Genomic DNA, 23,784 nt, shown 5'->3' on the forward strand with positions numbered 1-23,784 from the left:
TCTTACCCTACTTACGCTTTAGTGTGAAACTGCCTAACACAGCATCATCGTTTCTGTTCAATTGACCTTGCTCTACAATAAAGTGCTCTGAGAACTTAACTCGAGCTTGCTCAAAGTGTTGGAACTCTGGGCTCTTTGCTTGCAGACGAACTTCATCACGGTTGCCATCGTACTTAAAGCTCAATAGCTCCATGCCCTTCACTTCACCCAAGGTTGGCGGTAATAGGGTTAGCCAAGTTAGTAGCGCTTGTTCGTCACCACCGCCCGATAAGGCATTCGCTTCATCGTTCATTTGACGCTTAAGGTAACTCACGGTTGGAATACGTTTTTTATTAGGGAAAACCTGCCTAAAAATACGTTCACTCTCATCACGATAAGCGCTGGCTTGTGTTTCGTATTGATTGACCACCATGACTTGCTTAACCATGATCGCAGCCACCAGCATCACGCCAGCCACTGCCACTTTTTGCCAAACTTTCCAATGCTTTAAAAACGATGACTTGGCTTTGAACTCACCGGTTAAAAGGTTAATTGGGTTAATGTGCGCTTGTTGAGAAAGCAAGATCATCGCCATTTCTGGCGGCTGCTTTTTCCACGTGATCTGGCTCGATGTTAACTCGCACGCTTGTGGGTAATTCGAGTAACAGTTCACCTGCCAAGCTTGCTGATGATTAGCCAATGCTGGTTTATCAGATGACAGGCTATGAGCGGTCTCTTTATCATCGCTCGACGTATCAGCCGACGATGATGCGGTATCCGCTTGCTCATCCTCTGCCTTCTGCACTTTTTTAACCGGTGCTAGCCAATCGGATTGACAGAAAATATCAAGCCATGCTGCATCCACTGACGCCCCTTGATGCGCCCCTTTACGTAATAGCCATTGACCATCACACTCCACTGCCGAGACTTGATTCTCTTGCGGTAAAGGTAGAGCAAGCACATCTGGCAATACCTTTTTAATATCGATATTGACCTGCTTAAACTGGCTAATAATGTGCTGTAACCATTGACGGTCAATCGCACAAATATCTGCTTTGCCTGCTGCTTTACGCAACACGCTAAAGTGCAGTTCTTCCACATCTTGGGCGACTTCATCTTCAATAAGATAAGGTAACATGTTGTCAAATTGGCGCGCCCCGCCCGGTGGAATATCAACACTCGTTAACAGCACATCACTGGCTGAAACGAGGGCGATAGTGGTTCTTTGTTGTGCATAAGACGTCAATTCACCCAGCTGTTGCCAACGGTCAATTTCGCCACTTGCTATCACTTCTTGTTGGCTTGTAGACCACACCAACCATTGTATTTTTGCTTGTTGTTCGCTACTCAGCCGAACGGTCAGAAACTCGCTCACTGATCCCTCCAAAACGACGGCGTACTACCGTCACAGACTCTCGATTATCACTATAAAAAAGGCTTCGGATCCTCACTCGAGATTCGTCCACTAATACTTGTGCATCTAATTCAAAATATTGGCTATCAACGCCTAAATACGCTTTCGCCTTACCGCTCACTTCGGTGCTAATGTTGGCTAATGCACTTTCCGACATAAAGTCATCAATACTGTCCCAGCCATCATAAGGACGATCGGTGATCACCTGCTGGGCATCGGACTCACTAAGGTTTGGGCTAAATAATGCCACCAATAACGGCGCTTGCTCTGGCTGTAATGTATTGACGTTTAAGCGCCAGTCATCACTTGGTAAAGCACACACCATCGGCGAAACCTTTTCCATCACCACGGCATCGACTTCACTGATCGCACGTAACTCACTGCTATCCGCTATAAATCCGCTGGCAGTCATGTAAGCCGGGGACATGCCTTCATAGGTACTATCGCCAACACCAGAAACGGAACGAACCGCTTGGCTGCTATGGACAAATTCCCAAGTTGAATCCGCAATCACTTCGGTTTTATACGGCTCTATTTCTAGCTCATTAAGCAGATTAACCAACACAGCAACCAAAAAAGGACGCTCGGTTTGTATATCACCCGGTTCAACTTGCGCAAGGACATTAAGATTAAAACACGCCTGCCTATCGATAATTCGACCAGAGGCTAAGCCATAATCAAGCGGATAAACTTGCTCTTCTAATGCCCACGCTTGGTTTAAGTTAATCGTATCGCTATCACGGTAACTCTCTTCAATCCCGACTTTAGCTAACGCTTCAACTCCAACGCTGTACCAGTAAGCTTGTTGATAATTAACCTGATGCGTGGCGCGTTGAAACTGCAAAAACAGTCGCTCTGACATGCTGGCTGCGATGGTCGCCATTACCGCCAGTAGCATTAAGATGATGATCAGTGCCACACCTTGTTGACGACCTTTCGCTCGGATTTTTCCTTTGCCAAAGGTATGACGAGGAGCGTGCGATTTAGTTGTCATCGTTCTCTCCTGCTATGCTGCCATTTAGCTTACCGCCTGAAGTGAGGTAGATACGCTTGATCAAACCATAATCTTCTAATTCAATATTCACTGAAACCGCTTGGGGCAATGTCAGCGTTTGTTCCCACTCTTTTAACCAGTTACTGCCATCATAAAACTCAAGATTAAAATCGGTCACTTGGCTAAGCAGGGGAGTCACAATGCCCTCTTGCCCAACGGGGGTATCTGGGTAGCGCCACCACACACGTTGTAAGGTTTCATCTTGAATGCGATAGCCAACCTTGGTCACTTCTCCACGAGGGAATTGTTGCTGTGGGTTGTGCCAACCTAAACGGGTAAAGAGCACGCCTTTGGTATCCGATTCCAATAGGTAATCTTGCCAATAGATCAGTTGACCGGCTGGCGCTTCACCATTGGTGCGAAATTGACGCAGTGCCATCTGACGAAAATCACTATCGAGATACACTAAAGCGCGTTGCAGTTCACTTAGGCGATGGCTACGCTCTTGAGATGCAACGTTACTGCGCTGAACTTGGTTAACCACTTGATAGGCTGCCACGCTCATTGCGGCAAAAATAGCAATGGCGACCAAGACTTCAATCAGGGTGAAACCTGCCACTTTACGCACAGCGGATCGTTTAAAATGACGGCGGTTAGTTGGCGACATAACTTCTCACCGTGATAAGTGGGCTGCTGTCTTTATTGGCGGCAACACTGACATCAAAGGCTTTAAGGATATTGTCACTGGTGCTCACCGGAATGACTTGCCAATACCAGGTTCTGCCTACCATCTCTTCTTCGCCTTTTTGTGCTTTTAGCTTCTCTTTACTTAGCATGACCTTCGCCATTTGGTTATCGACCACTAAGGCGGCAAAGGTCTTCTCTTCTAAATAGTTGAGCGTAGTAATGTGCTGGCTCACCGAACGGATAATACTCACGGCAGCCGTGGCAAAAATCGCCAACGCCACCAGCACTTCTAATAATGTAAACCCGCGAGTGCGATAGGATTTAGTTCTCATCGTCTTGCTCTCCCGGCTCTAATAAACGGATAACGCCGGTATCTTTCACCACCACTCGCCAACCATCTTGCTCGGCATCTTCTTGTTGTGGGTAAAAGGATAAGGTGAAAGGCGTCATTTCACCGCTGGAAAAAATAAACAGTTGTGGCGGTTTGGCTTGTGGCTTTTCATCGCTATCGGCAAAGCGATCTTCATCAGCGAAACGGTCATCATCAAACAGACTGCCCGACTCAAATAAGCGCCCATCGTCAGCCCATGCGCCGCCACCTAAGGTTAAATCCAGTGCCACGCCTGAGCCGTCTAATTCTGTTGTTTGTGGAATTTTACCCACGTTTGATTCAACCCAACCGTCGGCGGTGAGTATCAATAGGGTGTAGCTGTCTTTTCTGTCGTCGACACGAATACCAAAATCTTTACCACTGAGCAGCGCTTCTTCGTTTAATAGACGCAAACGCTGATATAAGCTCTGGCCGTAATGCTTCGCTTCATCTTTACTATTGGTTGGGATCGAACCGATAACCGCCACCGCCGTTATGGATAACAGCACTAAAACCAGTAGAATTTCGATTAGGGTGAAGCCTTGGTGTTTTTTCATGTGACTCATTAATTTATGAGCAATATGGAAGTGATGATGCAAACGACTGACGCCTTCCCTGTTCGCTTAGCAATGCGCGTCCGTGCCCATTGCTGTCTGCTCAACCACATCCATATTGCTGATCGGTGATTTTCTTGATAGATCTTATTGGAAGTCTTGGATGTTCCAGTTACCAATATCTTGTGCTGCACCTTCACCGCCTTCTTGGCCATCTGCGCCTAGCGTGAAGATATCGATGTCACCGTTGTCGCCTGGGCTTAGGTACTGGTACTCGTTGCCCCATGGATCATTAGGTAGACGACGAATGTAGCCACCGTCACGGTAGTTGCGTGGCTCTGGGTTACCAGGCTTAGTCACTAGTGCATCTAGACCTTGATCGGTGGTTGGGTAAACACTGTTGTCTAGCTTGTACATATCCAGCGCATTTTCTAATGCTACGATATCAGTGATAGCTTTTTGTTGGTCCGCTTTTTCTTTGTTACCTAATAGGTTTGGTACAACAAAACTGGCTAAAATACCTAGAATTACCACTACAACCATTACTTCTAACAGTGTAAAGCCCGATTGTTTTTTCATGTTACGTTTCATCGTTTTCTCCAAAGGTTGTGTGATATCGTAAATAGTAGGGCTCGCCTATTACTTACCACTCATTAAGTTATTCATTTCTAACATCGGCATCAATGTTGCCATCACGATAAACAGAACTAAACCCGCCATCAAGGCGATCAGGGCTGGAGTGAAGACTCCTAACGCAATATTGACACTCGATTCAAAGTTTTGATCTTGCGTGTCTGCCGCTCGAGTTAGCATGTGCTCTAATTGACCACTCTGCTCACCACTGGCAATCATGTGCAGCATCATCGGTGGGAAGAGCTTGGTTTGATCTAATGAGCGACGCAAACTTGCCCCTTCACGTACGTTATCAGCCGCCAGTAACACCTGCGCTTTCACGTATTGATTCGACATAACATCGACTGCCACTTTCATGCCATCGAGAATCGGAATCGCACTGGAAGTACAAATCGATAATGTGCGTGCAAAACGGGCAGTGTTTAACCCTTTCGCTATCTTGCCAATCAGCGGCATGCTAATGATTTTTTTATCCCAACTCATGCGAATTTTTGGCTTACTGAGTGCCACGCGGCTGAGGTAAAATAGGACGGTAAACGTCACCACTAATACCACGCCCCACTCTTGAATAAATTCACTGGCTGCCAATAGGAACTGAGTCGATTCTGGTAGCGTTTGTCCCATCTGAATAATAGGCTCGATGATTTTTGGTACCACCGCTGCCAACAGAAACGAGACGATTGCCACCGCAAAGACCACCAATACCACTGGGTAAATAAGCGCCTGCATTAGCTTCGAACGCATCTTTTGACGGTTCTCTGCATAGTCCGCTAAACGCTCTAAGATCGCATCTAAGTGACCAGACTTCTCGCCCGCTGCCACCATAGAACGAAACAGTTCATCAAAGATGTGTGGGTAGTCTGCCAAGCTATCAGCCAAGCTATAACCTTCCGTCACTTTTGAACGAACCGCAGCAAGCATAGTGCGAATACGTGGCTTTTCAGATTGCTCAGAAACGGCTTTTAAACACTCTTCTAATGGCATACCTGATTGAACAAGTGTTGAGAGTTGACGGGTGATCAAAGCTAAGTCTGGGGTACTAATACCACGCTTGAAGTTGACCGCGGCAGGTTGACCTGAACCGGGTTTGCTTGCCGCAGATTTGGCTTTGGTTTCTGTCACCTCAACGGGAATTAACCCTTGCTCTTTTAAACGCTGGCGCACCTGACGAGCATTATCACCATCGATATTGCCTTTCTTCTGTTTGCCTTTTGCATCTAATGCTTTGTATTCAAATGCCGCCATAGTTTAGCCTTCCTTTGTTACACGCATAACTTCTTCAAGGGAAGTAATGCCACGTTTCACTTTCGCTAAACCATCGTCACGAATACTTGGGGTTTTGGCACGTACCGCTTTATCAATCGCTTGCTCACCCACTTCGCTGTGGATCAACTCTTGGACTTCTTCATCAACCATCAGCAGTTCATGAATACCCGTACGACCACGATAGCCTTTGTTATTACAGTGCTCACAACCATGCGGCTTGTACAGCACTAGGTCATCTTGCTCGGTAAGGTTAAACAGTTTCTTCTGCTCTTTGTCCGCTTGGTATGGCACTTTACATTGCTTACATAAAGTACGTACCAGACGCTGAGCAAGTACGCCCAGTAAAGAGGAGGAGATAAGGAAAGGTTCGATACCCATGTCGCGCATACGAGTGATAGCACCAATCGCCGTGTTGGTGTGCAGCGTCGACATTACTAAGTGACCAGTCAATGAGGCTTGCACCGCAATGGACGCTGTCTCTAAGTCACGAATTTCACCCACCATCACGACATCGGGATCTTGACGCAAAATAGCACGCAGACCACGCGCAAAGGTCATATCCACTTTCGAGTTTACTTGGGTTTGACCAATGCCATCGATATCGAATTCAATCGGATCTTCAACGGTGAGGATGTTACGTTCGTTGCTGTTTAGCTCTTGTAGACCTGCATAAAGCGTGGTGGATTTACCTGAACCCGTTGGACCGGTGACCAAGATGATCCCGTGCGGTCTTTTGATTAGCTGACGGAAGTTTTCATGGTTTTCAGCCGTCATACCTAAGCTGTGCAGATCAAGACGAGTGGCATTCTTATCCAGTAGACGCATTACCACACGTTCACCGTGCGACGATGGCATGGTAGAAACACGAACGTCCACCGCACGACCACCGATACGCAAAGAGATACGACCATCTTGTGGAACACGTTTCTCGGCGATATCCATTTTCGACATGACTTTCACACGCGATACCAATAGCGGAGCAAGCTTACGACTTGGTGCTAGGATGTCACGCAATACACCATCCACACGGAAACGAATCGATAAGGTCTTCTCGAAGGTTTCGATATGGATATCCGATGCCCCTTCTTTGATCGCTTCACTGAGCATGGCGTTGATCAGTTTAATGATCGGCGCATCATCTTCAGATTCTAATAAATCTTCATCTTGCGGTAACTCTTCAGCTAATGAGAAGAAGTCATCGTTATCCGCGCCAATATCTTCCATTAACTGACGCGCTTCCGATGAATCTCGTTGATAAGCATCGGTGAGCTTTTTATCAAACGCATCAATATCAATCGCGATCGGTGTGAACGGCGCTTTTAAGACACGGCGCACTTCAACCAAAGCTTGTGCTGAAATAGGTTCAACGTAGTAAAGCTCGGCTGGGCGCTCCGGATGAGGGAACTCCAGCACTAGCTTGTAACGATTGGCAAAGCTAAATGGCAAACGACGATACGCCGCTGCCATATCTAACATTTCACTCATTACTTACTTTCCATCGCGTTCATTTGGTCGATAAAGGCTTGAATTTCAGCTGGGTGACGGATCTCTTCACCAAATTCTGGCAAAACTGGAATGCCCGAATCATCCATTAATTTCAGACCTTCGCTCTGCTTGTACAGTTGCTCTGCGCGGATAAAGTTGTACTTACGCTGAGTGATACCATCGGCGGTCATACCATCACGAATAATGGTTGGCTTGATAAATACCATCAGGTTCTTCTTCTCAACTTGTGTGCTGGTTGATTTGAATAGGTGTCCTAGGAAAGGAATATCACCCAAGATTGGCACTTTAGATTCACTTTCTAGCGCACGCTCATCGATTAGACCACCTAAGACCAGCATTTGACCGTCTTCAATAATCACAGAGGTATTCAGTTGACGCTTAGCAAAACGTACATCGACCGCACCGTTAGCCCCTAATACGTTCGATACTTCTTGTTCGATATCCAGTTGAACTGAGTTACCTTCGTTAATTTGTGGTACGACTTTAAGCTTGATACCTACTTCTTTACGGTCAACCGTTTGGAATGGGTTGTCGTTGTTTGAGCCTGACGTTGAACCTGTCAGTACCGGCACTTCTTCACCCACGATGAATGACGCTTCGCCATTGTCCATCACGGTGATGCTTGGCGACGATAGGATGTTCGAGTTTGAATCGGTCGATACTGCGCTGATTAATGCTGTCCAATCACCCATCGCTAGGCTCACTGCTGCACCATTTACGCCGCCTAATGCTGACGCTAAGCTTGAGTAATCACCTGGGGTTGTTTTCTCAATCGCAACTGGGTCGCCGTTACTATCGAAAGTGTAATCGGTTGTTGTGCTATCTTTCGCTTCTTCCAAGCCGACCATCACTTGACCAATCGATGCGCCAGTATTGCCGTATTGGATCATCGCACCGGTTTCTAGGTTACCCCATTGAACGCCTAAGTTGATGCCATCGCCTTCCGCCATTTCAATGATTAACGCTTCAATCAACACTTGTGCACGACGAATATCAAGCTGAGCAATCACATCTTGAATCGCGTTCATGATGTCCTGTGGCGCCGTGATGATCAGTGAGTTAGTCGCAGTGTGCGCGCTGATAACCACAGAGTCACGCTGAGTATTTTTGCTACCTTTGCTGCTGCTTTTCTCTGCTTGCAGGTTGTCTGACACCCCTTTTAGCACATCAACAATTTCATCGGCTTTAGCATACTTTAGGTAAATAACGCGGTTGTTGCCTTTGGTTGCCATTTCCACATCTAACTGGCGGATAAGCTTTTTCAAACGGTCACGTACTTGAGGATCACCTGAGATTAAAATGGAGTTGGTGCGCTCATCGGCGACCAATTTAGGCTGTAGGAACTCAGGGGTGTTTTTCGCATCGGTGCTTTTATTGAGCGCTTCAACGATACGTACCATTTCGGCTGCTGAAGCATTCTCTAGCTCAACCAGCTCAATGTCTTTGTTACCGGCTCTATCAACACGTTGGATGATCTCAGCCAGACGATTTACCACCGCTGCACGACCAGTGATCAAGATGATATTGGCTGGGTCGTAGTGAACCACGTTACCGGCGCCAGCGTTATCATTCAGTTGACGCAGTAGCGGTGACAATTCACGTACTGATACGTTATGTACCGTCACAACGCGAGTGATCACGCTGTCGCCTTTGATGTGGTCATCGTCGCCAACCACTGGGATCGCTGATGTTTTTGCGTCTTTTGCTTTGATGATTTTCAGTACACCTGAATCCATCTCAACAACGGCAAAACCATACACTTCTAATACGTTTAAGAAGAAGCTGTAGTATTGCTCTTCATTTAATACGTCATAACTGCGAACATCAATTTTGCCGCGTACTGACGGATCAACGATGATCGTTTTTTCAAGATTACGTCCAACGATATTGATGAACTCTTGAATATCCGTCCCTTTAAAGCTAGCGCTAAAATCATTTGCTAGCCCGACACTCGGCACACATAGCAAACTACCCGCCAATAACCATGTGCTCTTGTTAAACCAATGTTTCACGTCTTTCTCCCTCACTCACGTTGGATACGTCAGTATTAAAATTCAATATAAATATCATGTTGCTGACCGTTACGCTCTACCGTGAGGTTCAGTTCAGTCAAATTGTTCATTTCTTTAAGAATGCTGCCCATTGCACTTGGATCGGTTAAATCGGTGCCATTAAGCCCCACCGCAATATCACCCGACTGCAGACCAACCGAATTGAAAAGGTCCGCTTCTTTACCTGGGCTAACACGATAACCAACCACGCTGCCCTCTTTCTTTACTTGAGAAAGACGAACGTATTGGAAGATTTGTTGTGGATCTTCAGTAATCGCCTGTTTGATGCTGGCTAGGTTGTCACCACTTTGGGCAGAGTTGTTGCTTTGCGTTCTGCTGGTGCGACTTGCTTTCGCGGCTGGCTGGCTTTGCGAGCGCTGATTGTAATCAACCCCTTCCAACATTAACGTTTCATGGCGACCTTGGTTATCAATGATGATGCGATCAACCAGTACTGAAGTCAGTTTTGCACGTGTACCATCAATTTCTTCACCAATGCCGTAGGTATTTTGTTTACCTCGGTTAGCAATCACGGCCAAGCTGCGTTTATCATTCGAACTTGCCACCGCACCGACTAGCACCAAATTAAGACGCGTTTTTGGCGCATCGGTAACCACGGGCTTTTTCTCCACTTTTGGCGCTTCGGCTTTTGCTTTATAAACGCCAAACATGTTCATCGATTTTACTGCGCTTAAATCGATTCCGGCTTGATTAACGACTGCCGTTCCATCTTTCGCAGGTTGCCAAGTAGAGACACTTTGTTGGCTACTTTGGTTCAACCAAGTGACTTGACCAAACACCCATGCTGATGAGGCAATTAAGATAGCGGTGATGATAAAACTGGACTGTTGCTGAAGGACGGGGCCATTTTGAATTAATCGCGCCAAACGTGGAAAGCGATTTAGCTGAGCGCCTAACTCATTCAATTTCACTAATAATATTCCTTTTACCTAATGGCAATAAACCTACACCTACAACACTAAAATTTGAGAGATGGAGCTAAAGTAGTGCGCGATTATATCATACCAATATTACAGAACATCGAACGTATGTTTGATTTTGCCACCGACCTTGAAAAATTGGCAGCACATCACCATTTATAGAGGCATAGCGCTTGATTTTTATTAAATAGAGGTATTTTGTCACGATGAATTCCACCACTGAATCCGTAAGATTGGATAAATGGCTGTGGGCGGCTCGTTTTTACAAGACTCGTACTATCGCTCGTAACATGGTTGATGGTGGCAAAGTCCACTATAATGGTCAGCGTAGTAAGCCAAGTAAAGCCGTTGAACTCGGTGCGGTTATTACCCTGCGCCAAGGCAATGAAGAGAAGACGATCACTATCGAGAAGATTTCCGGTCATCGTCGCGGCGCACCAGAAGCGCAGACCTTGTACACGGAAACGGCAGAAAGTATCGCAAAACGTGAAGCGTTCCTTGAACAACGCCGCTTGCATGCGCATAATCCAAGCCCTGAGCGTCGCCCAGATAAAAAGCAGCGTCGCAGTATTATTCGCTTTAAGAGTCAATAGTAAAAACGAATAGTAAAAACAAATTGTATTGAGTTTTACAACCAACATCGATCACATTTAAGAACCAATAAGCTGGAGTCACCTTGATGACAAACAATGTTTTAAACCGCTACCTATTTGATGACCTTTCAGTACGTGGCGAGTTGGTACAATTGGATGATACTTACCAACAAATTATTTCAAGCAAGGACTACCCAAAGGCTGTGCAAAACCTGCTGGGTGAGCTACTGGTTGCAACGTCTCTACTAACGGCAACGATTAAATTCGAAGGCTCTATCACACTACAACTACAAGGCGACGGTCCTGTTTCTCTTGTGGTTATTAATGGTGACAATGACCAAAAAATGCGTGGTGTTGCTCGCTTTGACGGTGACATTGCTGACGGCGCGACTCTGCACGAACTGATTGGTAAAGGTCACCTTGTGATCACGATTACACCAGACAAAGGTGAGCGTTACCAAGGTATTGTTGGTCTTGAAGGTGATACGCTAGCAGAAATTTTAGAGATCTACTTTGAGCGTTCTGAGCAACTAAAAACGCGTCTTTGGATCCGTTTAGGTGAACTTGAAGGCAAACCACACGCGGCAGGTATGCTACTGCAAACGATGCCTGATGGTACTGGCACGCCAGATGACTTCGAGCATCTAGAGCAGCTAACTAACACGGTTAAAAATGAAGAGTTATTCTCACTAGAAGCGAATGACCTACTTTACCGCCTATACAACCAAGAGAAAGTTCAGGTGTTTACCCCACAAGATGTGACTTTCTTCTGTGGTTGTTCTCGTGAGCGCAGTGGTGGTGCTATCGTTACGCTAGCAAAAGAAGAAGTGTACGATATCCTAGCAACAGAAGGGGCTATCGGCCTGCACTGTGATTACTGTGGTACTGAGTACTCATTTGATAAAGCCGATGTTGATGCACTTTACCTCAATGCAACATCAGGTAACGATACGGTTCACTAAACCTATTCTTCCGTTCAAGCTATGGCTTCAGCTGATCTATACTGGAAGCTGCAAATAGCGAGAGGATAAAAACCCCAATCAGTCTCTTATAGTATTAACTAGAAAAAGACCGGCTGGGGTTTCTTTTTATCACGATACAATCACGATATTCATCATGTATAAAGCGACCATTTAGCCAATTTTGGTTGGTTCAAACTCATGCGTTGGTTCAACAAATTCATATTGACCGGCAATGGTTTCTAGCTCCCAACTGCCACACTCTTGAGTGAGTTCCAATACGCCATAAACGGCATTATTGGTGTGACAAAAAGCACTAAACGGTGACATCTTCTTCATCAAACAAGCGGTAAAAACAGCGGTAATAAGATCGCCTACACCAACTGGGGCCTTATCAAATTCAAGCTCGGGACGCTGAACCAGATAACACGCTTTTGGGGTGGCTAAGATCATGCTAAAGACACCTTTTGATATCGAATGAAGGTTTTTCACTAATACCAAATTAGGACCCATCTTTAATGCTTGTTTACAGGCTGTCACAGCGTCGTAAAACGAATTAATATCAACACCGGTGAACTGCGATAGTTCATATTGATTTGGTACGATAACATCGGCTATTGGCATTAGCGTATTGACTAAACTCTCCGTCACTTCAGACGGTACAATGCAGCCTTTTTCAGGATCACCCATCACAGGATCGCATACGTAAATCGCTTTATGATTTTTTTCTTTTACGCGCAATACGGTATCCGCTACTGCTTGGCACTGATCTGAACTGCCTTGATAACCAGAGATAATAGCGTTGCATTGACTTAATTGGCCAATGTTGTCTAAACCATCGACTAAAGTACGAATATCATCCGCATTAAAACGCTGACCTTTCCAACCTTGGTCATATTGAGTGTGATTTGAGTATTGAACGGTATGAATCGGCCAAACTTCAAGACCCATTCTTTGCATTGGAAAAACGGCTGAACTATTGCCAGCATGCCCAAATACCACATGACTTTGTATCGATATAATACCGCTCATAATTTTTCTCTTTAAATATTATACAATTAGGTCTTGTACATTAGAGAATGTAGCAAGAAGTAAACTACCATTATCAAGCGACAGATCCTTTTCATTCACAAGTTAACTGATAAAATAAGTATAAATTCAGTGGTCCTGTTTCCGTAATCGCGTTTGAAGGATGAGACTCTCTATAATGACCACGGGTAAATATTGATTTAAACGAAAAAACCCCACCAAATGGCAGGGTTTCGATAGCAAATAAGGCATGACATACGCCTTATTGCTAGGTTGCTAATAAAGGAAATTAACCTTTAAATTCAACGTAGTATTCGTTTAACACTTGACGAGTTGAACGACCAATTAGCTCATATTCGTGGTGTGTTAGGTTCGCTAGTGATACACGTACTGAAGCATTTACCGTATCAAAGCCACGACCTGGTAGTAAGATAACACCTGTATCATGCGCTAGGCGGAATAAGAAATCTTTCCCTTTACCCTGCGCTTTGAACCATTCAACAAACTCTTCACCGTATAATTTACCACCTAGCGTATCAAGCTCTAGCAATGTGTAGTAATCAACACGGTCAGTATTATCTTCAACTTCAAGACCAATGTTTTTGTATAGCGTGATGTAACGTTCACGAATGATGCGTTTACATGCTGCTTTGTATTCACCTTCAGAGTCCATTAGACAGTTCAAAGAGAACAGTGCCATTTGTACTTGTTGTGGTAGTGATAGACCTGCTGTGTGGTTAAGTGCCACAGAACGGCTATCAGCAACAATGCGGTCAATGAATTTAATATCACGTGGTGTTACGGTTAATGTTTTGTAGCGATCATCCAATTTTTCTTGATGCGCTTCTGGTAGACGACGCATTGCATCATCAAATACATTGTGGTGTTGGATACCGATGGTACCTAAACGCCAGCCTGTTGCACCGAAGTATTTAGAGAATGAGTACACACATAATGTGTTGTACGGTAGTTTTGCAAATAGTGAGACAAAGTCATCAGCAAATGTGCTGTAAACATCATCAGTAATGATAAACAGATCAGAACGTTGAGTTTCAACAAACTGTGTTAGGTTGTCTAACGTTTCTGTTGAGAATTTCACTGACGCTGGGTTAGCTGGGTTAACCACACATAACAGTTTAATATCGGTGTCTGCTAATTTTTCAATTTCAGACATTGGTAGCTGCCATGTTGTTTCGTCTAGACGCAACTCAACAATTTCTAGTTCGTATTCAGCGAGCTCTGGGATCTCTAGGTAAGGAGTAAAGATTGGCGTGATAAGCGCAACTTTGTCACCTTTTTTCAATAGACCATTGTTGAACATAGTTGCGAACGTGTAGGTCATTGATGCCGTACCGCCCTCTGTTGCAAACAGGTCAAAGTCTGTTGTCATTGGTAATGGACCATACATTTCTTCGCCAATGTACTGTTTCACTACTTTTTCAATGTTGGTTAGCATGCGTGATGGCACTGGGTAGTTACATGCAAGGTAAGCATTCACTAATTCGTGCAGAAATGCTTGTTTGTCGATACCTAGACGATCTTTTGCGTAGCTCAATGCACGTTGCATGAATTCCACACCTTCACGGCCTTTGTTGTCTTTAGCAAATGAGTCAAAACGCTCAACCACACCAACACCGTCAGGAATACCACCAAAACCACCATTTAGGTAAGCGTAACTACGCTCTGCTTCTTCAACGGCAAAGTCACCTAAGCGTAAAAATGCTTTACGTGGTAGCGTTGCTAGGAAGTTTGGGTTACCACGACCTGCATCAAGTAGTACGCGGTCAGGAACCGTTTGTGCCACTTCGATAAGTTTATCTTTTAATTCAAATGGGCTTAAATCTGCGTATTGAGAGAAGTCGATAGTTGTATTTTGAGTAGTCATAATAAGTACCTTTTTATATGTTTAACCTAAAATCAGGTTAAACAGATCCGGTCGCTCCATTAAATGAAGAGCAACAAGATAAATTTAAATAATATTTGGATAAAGCGAGGGTGAGTATTTCACCCTCTGTTCATTCTATTGACCGATTACATACCTGCATTAACGGTAATGATACCGACAATGATAGGACCCCAAAGGGTAAGTAATACATTCGCTACTGCGTAAGTCACTGTAAAAGAAAATACTGGTGTCGCGTTACCCGCTTTTTCCATTAAGGCCGCAAAGGCTGGGTTAGCGCTTCGTCCACCGGTTACACAACCTAGTGCTTCAATTGGGTTTTTAATTTTCAATACATAGTAAGAAAAGAAAAACGAAATCACTTGTGGTATTAGCGTTACGCCAGCACCTAAGAACAGGAGAGATAAACCATGTTCTTTAATTGTATCAACCGCTTGAGGTCCTGCTTCTAAGCCAACAATACCGACAAAAACAGCCAAACCAAAGTCACGAATGAAGTTTGATGCTCCAACAGGCAGTGCGGCAATATTCGGATTACGGCTACGTACCCACCCCACAATCAGACCTGAAATCAAACAACCTGCACCTGAGCCAATCGTGACTGGGATACCGGCAATTTTAAAGCTGATCAAACCAATTAATAACCCAAGTACCATGCCCATACCGAAGACAATAAAGTCGGTTGCGGTTGCTGAGCCCATACGTTTACCGATATTTTTTTCAACTCGATTAATATCTTTTGGCGTACCGGTTAATTCAATCACATCATTTTTTTGAATGACGGTTTCTGGATTAATCTCTATTTCGCTGCCAGCACGGGTGTAATTAGTCACATAGACACCGCGATAGCTGCCTTTATTTGATGCTTCTTTTACTTCTAATAAAGTGCGACCAATTAACTGTTTATTATTTGCAATCAGTTGACGGCTTTCTTCAATCACTTCAAGTGTGGTTGGGATTTCTATTTCCTGACCTAATACATTGTTTTGTAATTGATACAGCGCCTGACGACGACCAGTAATAATTAAGACATCACCTTCTTGAACCACCTCTGTCGGTGAAACTTCAATTGGCTGATTATTTCTTTCAACTAATTCAATGCAAGCGTCAATTAATGGGTTATCTAATTCTGCAAAGGTTTTGCCTTTAATCGTACTGTTAGCATCAACTTGAAAAGCACGTGTCACTAAAGGCGTTACTGCATTAAATTCACCATCATTTAATACCGCTTTACCATCGGATGTTCTTTCTGCTTCTTTTAATGCTTCTGAGCGAATATCCCATTTCATGAAGGTTGGAATAACCCAGGTCACCATCAAGATTGGACCTAATGAACCAAAGATATAGGTCACGGCATAACCAACGGCGACATTGGTTTGCATCAGGTGTTTCGCTTCATCACTTAACCCAGCAAGGCGACCAATGGCATCACCAGCGGTACCAATAATCGCTGATTGAGTCAGTCCACCAGCGGCTAAACCTGCTGCTGTACCACGGTCTAAATCAAAGAACCATGCGGCGAATAGGACACATAACAAACCGGAAACGGTCATCACTACCGCAGACAATAAGATATTGATGGTTTTAAAGTTAAGTGCTTTAAAGAACTGCGCACCCCCTTGATAACCTACCGCGTAAATAAACAGTGCAAAGAAAATGCTTTTTACACCTGGGTCGAGATGAACCCCAAACTGCCCGATAATCACACCCATCAACAAGGTACCGGCAACACCACCAAGAACGAAACGTCCAATGGTAATTTTACCAACTAGATAACCTAGCGATAGAGTAATAAATAGTGCAATAAAGGGTGATAAATTAAATAGTTGCTCAATAGTATTCATAGCGTTATCACTTATATATTGTTAAGTCATATTTAATTAACAAAGCGAAACTATCTACGACTTAAGCTTGGCTTTACCAATTAAATAAAAAATCTGAACTCCCTTAGGAAGTAGGGCTATATTATTGCCAAGAGTCATTAATGAACAATCCAACTTGAAGGACGAAACCCTGCATAAGTTGAGCTTAAGATTAAAAAAAGACTAACAAGTCACAGAAAACAATGAGATAAACCCAGTCTAGATGAAAAAGCCATCTTATAATTTATTCGTTCAAAGCATTAATTTTATTTATCTCTGCCACTCTAATTTTGATTAATCTTGCAATAATAAGCACTTAGTGGAAAAAAACTTTTTATCCCAAAATCACTATTATTCAATCTCCCCCCTACCCCCATCAAATCAAACCACCTCAGCTAATATGTGACGAGACACTTAAAACCACGCGATTTATATGGTTAAATTTTGAGCTCCCTCGCTGTTTTATCTCCGAACCGTTGCTAGCATGAAAGACAGATAATAAAAACAAACTTAGAAAAATCCCTACACAAAAAAACTTATAAGGACCACCTATGACCGTTATGGAACATACAAAGGCCACCTCAATCGATCTAACAACCTATGGGCTTACTGGCGTTACTGAAGTTCTACGTAACCCTAGCTACGAGCAATTATTCGCTGAAGAAACACAAGAAAGCTTATCTGGCTACGAAAAAGGCGTAGTTACCGAGCTTGGTGCTGTTGCTGTTGATACCGGCATCTTTACTGGTCGTTCACCAAAAGATAAGTACATCGTAAAAGATGATACGACGCGCGATACATTATGGTGGTCCGATCAAGGCAAAAACGATAATAAAGCGATCACGACTGACGTATGGAATGATCTAAAAGAGCTGGTTACCGCTGAACTGTCTGGCAAACGACTGTTTGTGATTGATGGCTACTGTGGCGCTAACCCAGATACCCGTTTAAGCGTACGTATTGTGACGGAAGTGGCATGGCAAGCGCACTTCGTGAAAAACATGTTTATCCGCCCAACAGAAGAAGAGTTGGCAACGTTCAACCCTGACTTTGTAGTAATGAATGGCGCGAAGACAACCAACCCTAAATGGCAAGAGCACGGACTCAATTCGGAAAACTTTGTTGCCTTTAACCTTACTGAGCGCCTGCAAATTATTGGTGGTACTTGGTATGGCGGCGAGATGAAGAAAGGCATGTTCGCGATGATGAACTACCTGCTTCCTCTGCAAGGGATTGCTTCTATGCACTGTTCTGCCAACGTCGGCACGGAAGGTGATGTCGCGGTATTCTTTGGTCTATCAGGCACAGGGAAAACAACCCTATCGACTGACCCTAAACGTGAGCTGATCGGTGATGATGAGCACGGCTGGGATGATGACGGTATCTTCAACTTTGAAGGAGGCTGTTACGCGAAAACGATCCGCCTATCTAAAGACGCTGAACCTGATATCTACAATGCGATTCGTCGTGATGCATTGCTAGAAAACGTGACCGTTCGTAATGATGGTTCCATTGATTTTGATGACGGCAGAAAAACGGAAAATACTCGTGTTTCTTACCCAATTCACCACATTGATAATATCGTTAAACCGATTTCTAAAGCCGGTCATGCAAATAAAGTTATCTTCTTAACTGCAGATGCTTTCGGTGTTCTACCACCGGTTGCTAAGTTAACGCCAGAGCAAACTAAGTACCACTTCCTATCCGGCTTTACGGCTAAATTGGCAGGTACAGAGCGTGGCATTACTGAGCCAACACCAACCTTCTCGGCAGCCTTTGGCGCGGCATTCTTAACGCTGCATCCAACGCAATACGCTGAAGTGTTAGTGAAACGTATGGAAGCGGCTGGCGCAGAAGCTTACCTAGTCAACACGGGCTGGAATGGCACTGGCAAACGTATCTCAATTCAAGATACACGTGCCATCATTGATGCGATTCTAGATGGTTCAATTGATGAAGCGAAAACAAGCATCATCCCAACCTTTAACCTCGAAATCCCAATGGCACTACCAGGGGTTGATAAGAGCATTTTAGACCCAAGAGATACCTATGTTGACCCACTACAATGGGAAAGCAAAGCGGAAGATCTTGCACAGCGCTTTATCAAAAACTTCGCACAATACACAGATAATGCGGAAGGTGAAGCACTGGTTGCTGCTGGTCCACAAATCGACTAAAGCCGCCAACGCAGTGCTTATTGCTGCATTGAAACGTTAGTCATACCGAAAAAAGCCCTGCTAATGCTAGTATCTAGCCAAATGTAGGGCTTTTTTGTTGCAGATTTCAACGTTTTAGATCATGGTAGAGACCTATCAATTAGGAACTGATCTGGAATGAAAAAAGTACTCTGGTTTTTTATCGCACTTGTGGCTTTGTCGCTATTATCCCTCGCCAGTTTATTGATTGTATTACAAACCTCACTTGCCACACCGCTAAGTAATACGTTATTAGCTCGCTACTTTGATCCTGATATTCAGGTCGAGCGCATCGATTATCAATTTCCTAATCATCTTGTCTTGCATCGCATTGATACTCAAGATCCAGCGATTCCTTCGATCGATAAAGTCGAAATCTGGCTAAAATCGAGCAATATGTTCGCCATGCTAACCGGCAAACCTTTTGCGATTGAAAGTCTGCTCATTGATGGATTAAGCCTGCAGCAAGGGGTACCAAAAAACTTAGTCACCCCAACCTTGTTCGGTCGCTCTATCGGCTTACATCAACTGGCCATTCAAAATTTAGATTATGCCGATGAGCAATTTTCAGCGCGTGGTGTGAGCCTACAGATCCGTGCACCACATTGGCCACAGGGACACTCATACGATAGCGACGATCCTTCAACACCCTCGCCTATCCTGCCTTATGGCAACCTACAACTGTCAGCCGATCAGCTCTATTGGCAAGCTGAAGCGATTGATAATGTCTTAATGGATATGGATTATAGAGTCGATGACAGTACGGTTTATGGGCTCTCTTTTAACTGGCAAGGCAGTCGTATTTCGACTCAGGCTGAGCAGTTTGGTGAAGCTTGGTCGGTGATTAATGCCACCTTCAATAAGCTAACCATCACCCCGACGAAGCAAGCATTGTGGCGCGAGCGCGGTCTACTTGAGAAGCTGCCATTTGTCATTAACCACATTAATAGCCTCGACATCATTGATAGTAATTTTGATGATGGCAAATTGGCATTTAATGATATTGATGCCACGCTCGAGAATATCCATTTACTGCCGTTTAACCCTTGGCAGCAAGAGCAAGCGAGCATCTCATTTAGCGCTGAAAGTATTCGTGAAAATGACACCATGTTCATCAGCCCGAGTGCACAGTTATCGCTAACGCCAAATCAGATTGAAGTCACTCAACTCAGCACCGAGCTATATCAAGGAAGGTTGCTACTCGACGCCTTATTTACGCCAACCAGTGCGCACTTTGACAACATCACGCTGGAGAACATGAAGTGGGTCGCAGAGAAAAGTGACCCAACCGTTATACCGCCTCTGTATGTGCATTGGTTAGATTTATCTCTGCTTTCGGACACGTGGTTTTCACAGTTAGAAGCTCTGACAATGGATACGCTTACGGTGAACAACAGCCAATTTATTCAACTGGCTCGCACACCTTACTGGCAAAGCTCTGGTACTTATGCGCGTGGTAAAGAGGTCGAATTAATACGTGATGGACGCTGGGGATTATGGGCTGGCGATTTAGAGATCAGTGCCAATAATGCCAGTTACGATCAGGTAATTTCCATGCAACCGATTATCGATATGACCAGTCGTGATGGGCTATGGCAACTCAAGCGCCTGTTTGTGCCTTTAGAGCAAGGCTACATTAATGCCCAAGCCGAGATAAACTTTAGCCAGCTATCGCAACCTTGGTCGTTAAGCGCACAAGGAGATGGCATGCCGCTGACTCCTTTGCTGAAAACTTTTAATCAGTCACGCCGAGAGCAAGATCGACCACCCGTGCCGTTTGATATTGAGGGAGTGAGTGAGTTTACCTTGCAAGCATCAGGTTTAATGGGTGATGAGGCGATGTTTAATCATGGCTTATCAGGGCAATTTTCCGCTTGGCTACGTGACGTTTATTTAACGCCTCATCGCGATGAAGCAAACTTAGATCAAGCAAGAAGCTCAGATCAAGCCACAGAAAGTGACGCTATCTTAGAAAAACCAGCACCCATCGCTGCCACAATTGCCGATATTCATTTAACGGTAGACCGAGGACGCGCTCGCTTACCTTTAGTCTCGATCAAAGCTAAAGAGCACCAACGCGCGCAATTAGCCGGCACACTGCAAGGCGAATGGGATCTGGTTTCAAGTTCATCAAGTGAGCAAACGGCTAATCAAAATAAGCCATCCCTGCCCCTTGAGTTACATTGGCAAGATCAGCACTTCAACGCCGATCTCCTTGCTGATTAATACATTCAGCTGGCAGTAGGCTTCGCTCACTTGCTAGCCGTTTATAGCATCAAACCATTTCAGCCGTTTAATATGGCTGAAATGGGCATGGACGCCCATTGCTAAACAAACTGGCTATTTTGGATGACTTCCTACCCGTTAGCTATTCAATTGAGCCTGATAATTCGGCAACAGCATATAAGTACCAACAAACTCCACAGCAGCGACATCACCACTAAAAATCGTCACGTGAATCACAATGCGCGCCTTACGCCCAGACGCTAACCTATCCAAATCACCACTGATGCCATCTAACGAGGTCGAAGCCACCGGGTTTTTCTCCACCGGATGACTATAACGGATCTTACTATCCGCCAAGACAATATCACCAGACAAGCCGCGCTCTTTCATTAACAGCCACGCCATGCCCCAACCCGTCAGCGTCGCCAACGTAAACGCCGACCCTGAAAACATCATATTATGAGGGTTCAAATTAGGGTTTAACTGTGCACTACACTCAAATTGATAACCGGTATATTGATTAATCTTGATACCCATCTTATCGCTGATCGGGATCTGTTGCTCCCAGCGCTCCTGCAGGTCTCGACACCACTCTGGGTTACGCAATACATCAGCCATCGGGTTTAACGCTTTAATCATCTGTTGGTGACGTACAGGACCACGCTGCTCATTCAGATCACCTTGGCTTTCAAAACCATTCTTCTGATAAAACTCAATCGCATCTTCACGTGCATTACACACCAAACGCTTCGCCCCTTCTTGACGAGCAAGCGATTCTAGAGCAATCAAGACCAACGAGCCGACCCCTTTAGTACGGCGATTATTTTTCACCGCCATAAAGCGTATCTGCCCTTCGCAGTCCGGGGTAATGTATAAACGCCCGATCGCCACAGGACGACCTCGACCATCAACAATCATGCGGTGATGACTCATGGGATCATACTCATCACGCTCAGAACCGAGCGGCAAATGCCACGGCTCTCGCAGCATCTGCCAGCGGAAGAAATAGTACTTCTGTAATTGATTTTCAGTCGTTGGGGTAATGAGTTTAAACATGCGTGTTAACGTTCCTTGTCAGCCAAAAACGGTGGCGATCATTATTATTGTTATTTGCTATTTGTTATTTGGAATTGATTCTGTGCTTCTGTGGAATGTTTAGAATTGGCGTGGGATATTAAACCTGTAGCCAGAATGTCACGGGACCATCGTTCACCAATGACACCTTCATATCGGCAGCAAATTGACCACGCTCGGTTGGCAGTGTCAGTTCGCATTGATCAGCAAAGTAATCATATAAACGCTCAGCATCAACAGGGTGTGCACCACGAGAGAATCCCGCTCTTGTGCCCTTCTTCGTGTCAGCAGGCAGTGTAAATTGAGACACCACTAACACACTTCCGTTCACTTGTTTTACGTTTAGGTTCATCTTGCCATCTTGATCTTCAAACACGCGGTAGGTTGTGACACGCTCCATCAGACGCTTGGCTTTGGCTTCATCATCTTCCTTTTCAACCCCAAGCAGCACGAGCAAGCCTTGTTCGATTTCCCCTATAACTTTGCCATCGACTTTAACGGCGGCTTCACTGACTCTTTGGATCAAAGCTATCACTAACGACTTCCTTCTTTAACTTTTCTACGACATCACTCTCACCCATCACTGTGGTATGAGATTGGCTTTTATCTGTCGAGTGTACCACTTCTGTTTGATTATCTTGAATATTGTTCGTTGTTAATCGTTTCGGGTTTTCATCTTGGCGAATTTTCTGCCATTGATCGCTTTCACCTAACGCCGCTGTGACTTCTGCGCCCAACAAGACAATCATCCAACATAGATAAACCCAGACAAATAAGATTGGAATCGCCGCCAATGCCCCATAGATAAGTTGATAGGAAGGAAATTGAGTAATGTACATCGCAAAGCCTTTTTTACTCAATTCAAACAGTACCGCAGCAAGCACCGCCCCCGTGATCGCATGAGTAAAATAGATTTTCTTATTTGGTACGAGCAGATATAAACCGGTAAAACCGAGCACGGAAAGTATTAAAGGCAACCAACGCAGCATCAAGTTATAAGCGCCCGAGATGGCTTCATGATCGGATAAGTGCAGTGAGGTGATATAAGAGGTCGCGGCAATACTTCCGCCCGCTAAAATCGGACCTAGAGTGAGGATCATCCAGTACATTGAAAACGAGAAAACCAGGCGACGCTTTTCAGTAACTCGCCAGATATAGTTGAGGTTTTTATCGATATTGGACATCAACATCAAAGCCGCTATAAAAAGAAAAACAGCACCTACTGCGGTCATTTTTCCGGTATTGGCAACAAACTCAAGCAGGGCATTATGCACCGCATCCCCCGCCGCTGGGACAAAATTTTTAATCACAAACTCTTGCAGCATCAAGCCTACGTTTTCAAAAATAGGGAATGATGAAAGGATCGACAGCAATACGGTCAGCAGTGGCACGATGGAGAGTAAGGTAATGTAGGTCAGATACCCAGCATTCACATTGACTCTATCATGCTGCATTCGTGTCAGTAGATAACGGATAAAACACACGCCATCATAAGCTATCGTTTTGGGTACCATTTGCACTCTCCCTTTCCATGCCGAACCTGTTACA

General features: G+C 44.7%; 19 protein-coding genes and 1 pseudogene. 4 read left to right on the forward strand and 16 right to left on the reverse strand.

Translation table 11 applies throughout. From position 1 onward, the window contains the following. Positions 1 to 7 precede the first annotated feature (7 nt). From gspL to gspC, 10 genes are all read right to left on the reverse strand, one after another. Positions 8 to 1,354: a type II secretion system protein GspL gene (gene gspL / locus BCU68_RS03805; protein ID WP_102563474.1), complete on the reverse strand. Its 1,347-nt coding sequence runs from the start codon at positions 1,352 to 1,354 to the stop codon at positions 8 to 10. Beyond that, positions 1,323 to 2,387, reverse strand: a complete 1,065-nt coding sequence (gene gspK / locus BCU68_RS03810; protein ID WP_102563475.1) for a type II secretion system minor pseudopilin GspK — start codon at positions 2,385 to 2,387, stop codon at positions 1,323 to 1,325. Before gspK ends, gspL begins: the two co-directional genes overlap by 32 nt. After that, complete coding sequence (gene gspJ / locus BCU68_RS03815) at positions 2,377 to 3,054, reverse strand: type II secretion system minor pseudopilin GspJ (RefSeq protein ID WP_102563476.1); 678 nt, start codon at positions 3,052 to 3,054, stop codon at positions 2,377 to 2,379. Before gspJ ends, gspK begins: the two co-directional genes overlap by 11 nt. After that, positions 3,041 to 3,406 carry a type II secretion system minor pseudopilin GspI gene (gene gspI, locus BCU68_RS03820; protein WP_102563477.1) on the reverse strand — a complete coding sequence of 122 codons (366 nt, stop codon included), beginning with the start codon at positions 3,404 to 3,406 and terminating at the stop codon, positions 3,041 to 3,043. The genes gspJ and gspI overlap by 14 nt, the downstream gene beginning before the upstream one ends. Then, positions 3,396 to 4,010, reverse strand: a complete 615-nt coding sequence (locus BCU68_RS03825; RefSeq protein ID WP_241901266.1) for a GspH/FimT family pseudopilin — start codon at positions 4,008 to 4,010, stop codon at positions 3,396 to 3,398. Before BCU68_RS03825 ends, gspI begins: the two co-directional genes overlap by 11 nt. Positions 4,011 to 4,145: 135 nt before the next feature. After that, a complete protein-coding gene (gene gspG / locus BCU68_RS03830; protein ID WP_102563479.1) occupies positions 4,146 to 4,589 on the reverse strand; it encodes a type II secretion system major pseudopilin GspG in 444 nt (147 codons plus the stop codon). A gap of 48 nt (positions 4,590 to 4,637) precedes the next feature. Continuing rightward, positions 4,638 to 5,876 carry a type II secretion system inner membrane protein GspF gene (gene gspF, locus BCU68_RS03835; protein ID WP_102563480.1) on the reverse strand — a complete coding sequence of 413 codons (1,239 nt, stop codon included), beginning with the start codon at positions 5,874 to 5,876 and terminating at the stop codon, positions 4,638 to 4,640. A gap of 3 nt (positions 5,877 to 5,879) precedes the next feature. Next, positions 5,880 to 7,382 (reverse strand): type II secretion system ATPase GspE, encoded by a 1,503-nt coding sequence (gene gspE / locus BCU68_RS03840; RefSeq protein WP_102563481.1) that lies wholly within the window; start codon positions 7,380 to 7,382, stop codon positions 5,880 to 5,882. Further along, positions 7,382 to 9,415 carry a type II secretion system secretin GspD gene (gspD, locus tag BCU68_RS03845; RefSeq protein ID WP_102563482.1) on the reverse strand — a complete coding sequence of 678 codons (2,034 nt, stop codon included), beginning with the start codon at positions 9,413 to 9,415 and terminating at the stop codon, positions 7,382 to 7,384. The genes gspE and gspD overlap by 1 nt, the downstream gene beginning before the upstream one ends. 35 nt (positions 9,416 to 9,450) lie before the next feature. Further along, positions 9,451 to 10,386, reverse strand: a complete 936-nt coding sequence (gene gspC, locus BCU68_RS03850; RefSeq protein ID WP_102563483.1) for a type II secretion system protein GspC — start codon at positions 10,384 to 10,386, stop codon at positions 9,451 to 9,453. Between the two features lie 215 nt (positions 10,387 to 10,601). Between gspC and hslR the strand changes: the two genes are divergently transcribed. Further along, positions 10,602 to 10,988, forward strand: a complete 387-nt coding sequence (gene hslR / locus BCU68_RS03855; protein ID WP_102563484.1) for a ribosome-associated heat shock protein Hsp15 — start codon at positions 10,602 to 10,604, stop codon at positions 10,986 to 10,988. An 86-nt stretch (positions 10,989 to 11,074) separates the two neighbouring features. After that, entirely contained in the window at positions 11,075 to 11,950 is an 876-nt protein-coding gene (hslO, locus tag BCU68_RS03860; RefSeq protein ID WP_102563485.1) for an Hsp33 family molecular chaperone HslO, read from the forward strand. 171 nt (positions 11,951 to 12,121) lie between these two features. Here the strand turns inward: hslO and pdxY are convergent, their stop codons facing one another. From pdxY to aspT, 3 genes are all read right to left on the reverse strand, one after another. Then, complete coding sequence (gene pdxY, locus BCU68_RS03865) at positions 12,122 to 12,979, reverse strand: pyridoxal kinase PdxY (protein ID WP_102563486.1); 858 nt, start codon at positions 12,977 to 12,979, stop codon at positions 12,122 to 12,124. A 286-nt stretch (positions 12,980 to 13,265) separates the two neighbouring features. After that, a complete protein-coding gene (locus BCU68_RS03870; protein ID WP_102563487.1) occupies positions 13,266 to 14,861 on the reverse strand; it encodes a bifunctional aspartate transaminase/aspartate 4-decarboxylase in 1,596 nt (531 codons plus the stop codon). Positions 14,862 to 15,007: 146 nt separating this feature from the next. Continuing rightward, a complete protein-coding gene (gene aspT / locus BCU68_RS03875; RefSeq protein WP_102563488.1) occupies positions 15,008 to 16,723 on the reverse strand; it encodes an aspartate-alanine antiporter in 1,716 nt (571 codons plus the stop codon). 569 nt (positions 16,724 to 17,292) lie between these two features. Here aspT and pckA point away from each other — a divergent pair. Continuing rightward, positions 17,293 to 18,918 carry a phosphoenolpyruvate carboxykinase (ATP) gene (gene pckA / locus BCU68_RS03880; protein ID WP_102563489.1) on the forward strand — a complete coding sequence of 542 codons (1,626 nt, stop codon included), beginning with the start codon at positions 17,293 to 17,295 and terminating at the stop codon, positions 18,916 to 18,918. Positions 18,919 to 19,074: 156 nt separating this feature from the next. After that, entirely contained in the window at positions 19,075 to 21,162 is a 2,088-nt protein-coding gene (locus BCU68_RS03885) for an AsmA family protein (protein ID WP_102563490.1), read from the forward strand. A gap of 138 nt (positions 21,163 to 21,300) precedes the next feature. Here the strand turns inward: BCU68_RS03885 and BCU68_RS03890 are convergent, their stop codons facing one another. From BCU68_RS03890 to BCU68_RS03900, 3 genes and pseudogenes are all read right to left on the reverse strand, one after another. Continuing rightward, positions 21,301 to 22,218 carry a bifunctional GNAT family N-acetyltransferase/hotdog fold thioesterase gene (locus BCU68_RS03890; RefSeq protein WP_102563491.1) on the reverse strand — a complete coding sequence of 306 codons (918 nt, stop codon included), beginning with the start codon at positions 22,216 to 22,218 and terminating at the stop codon, positions 21,301 to 21,303. Between the two features lie 118 nt (positions 22,219 to 22,336). Beyond that, the gene (gene dtd, locus BCU68_RS03895) at positions 22,337 to 22,771 is read right to left on the reverse strand and encodes a D-aminoacyl-tRNA deacylase (RefSeq protein ID WP_102563492.1); all 435 of its coding nucleotides are present in this window, start codon (positions 22,769 to 22,771) and stop codon (positions 22,337 to 22,339) included. Between the two features lie 142 nt (positions 22,772 to 22,913). Continuing rightward, positions 22,914 to 23,750, reverse strand: a pseudogene (locus BCU68_RS03900) (virulence factor BrkB family protein); the annotation flags it as partial. Positions 23,751 to 23,784: the final 34 nt, after the last annotated feature.

This window comes from Vibrio sp. 10N.286.49.B3, from assembly GCF_002873395.1.
Classification (GTDB): Bacteria; Pseudomonadota; Gammaproteobacteria; order Enterobacterales; family Vibrionaceae; genus Vibrio.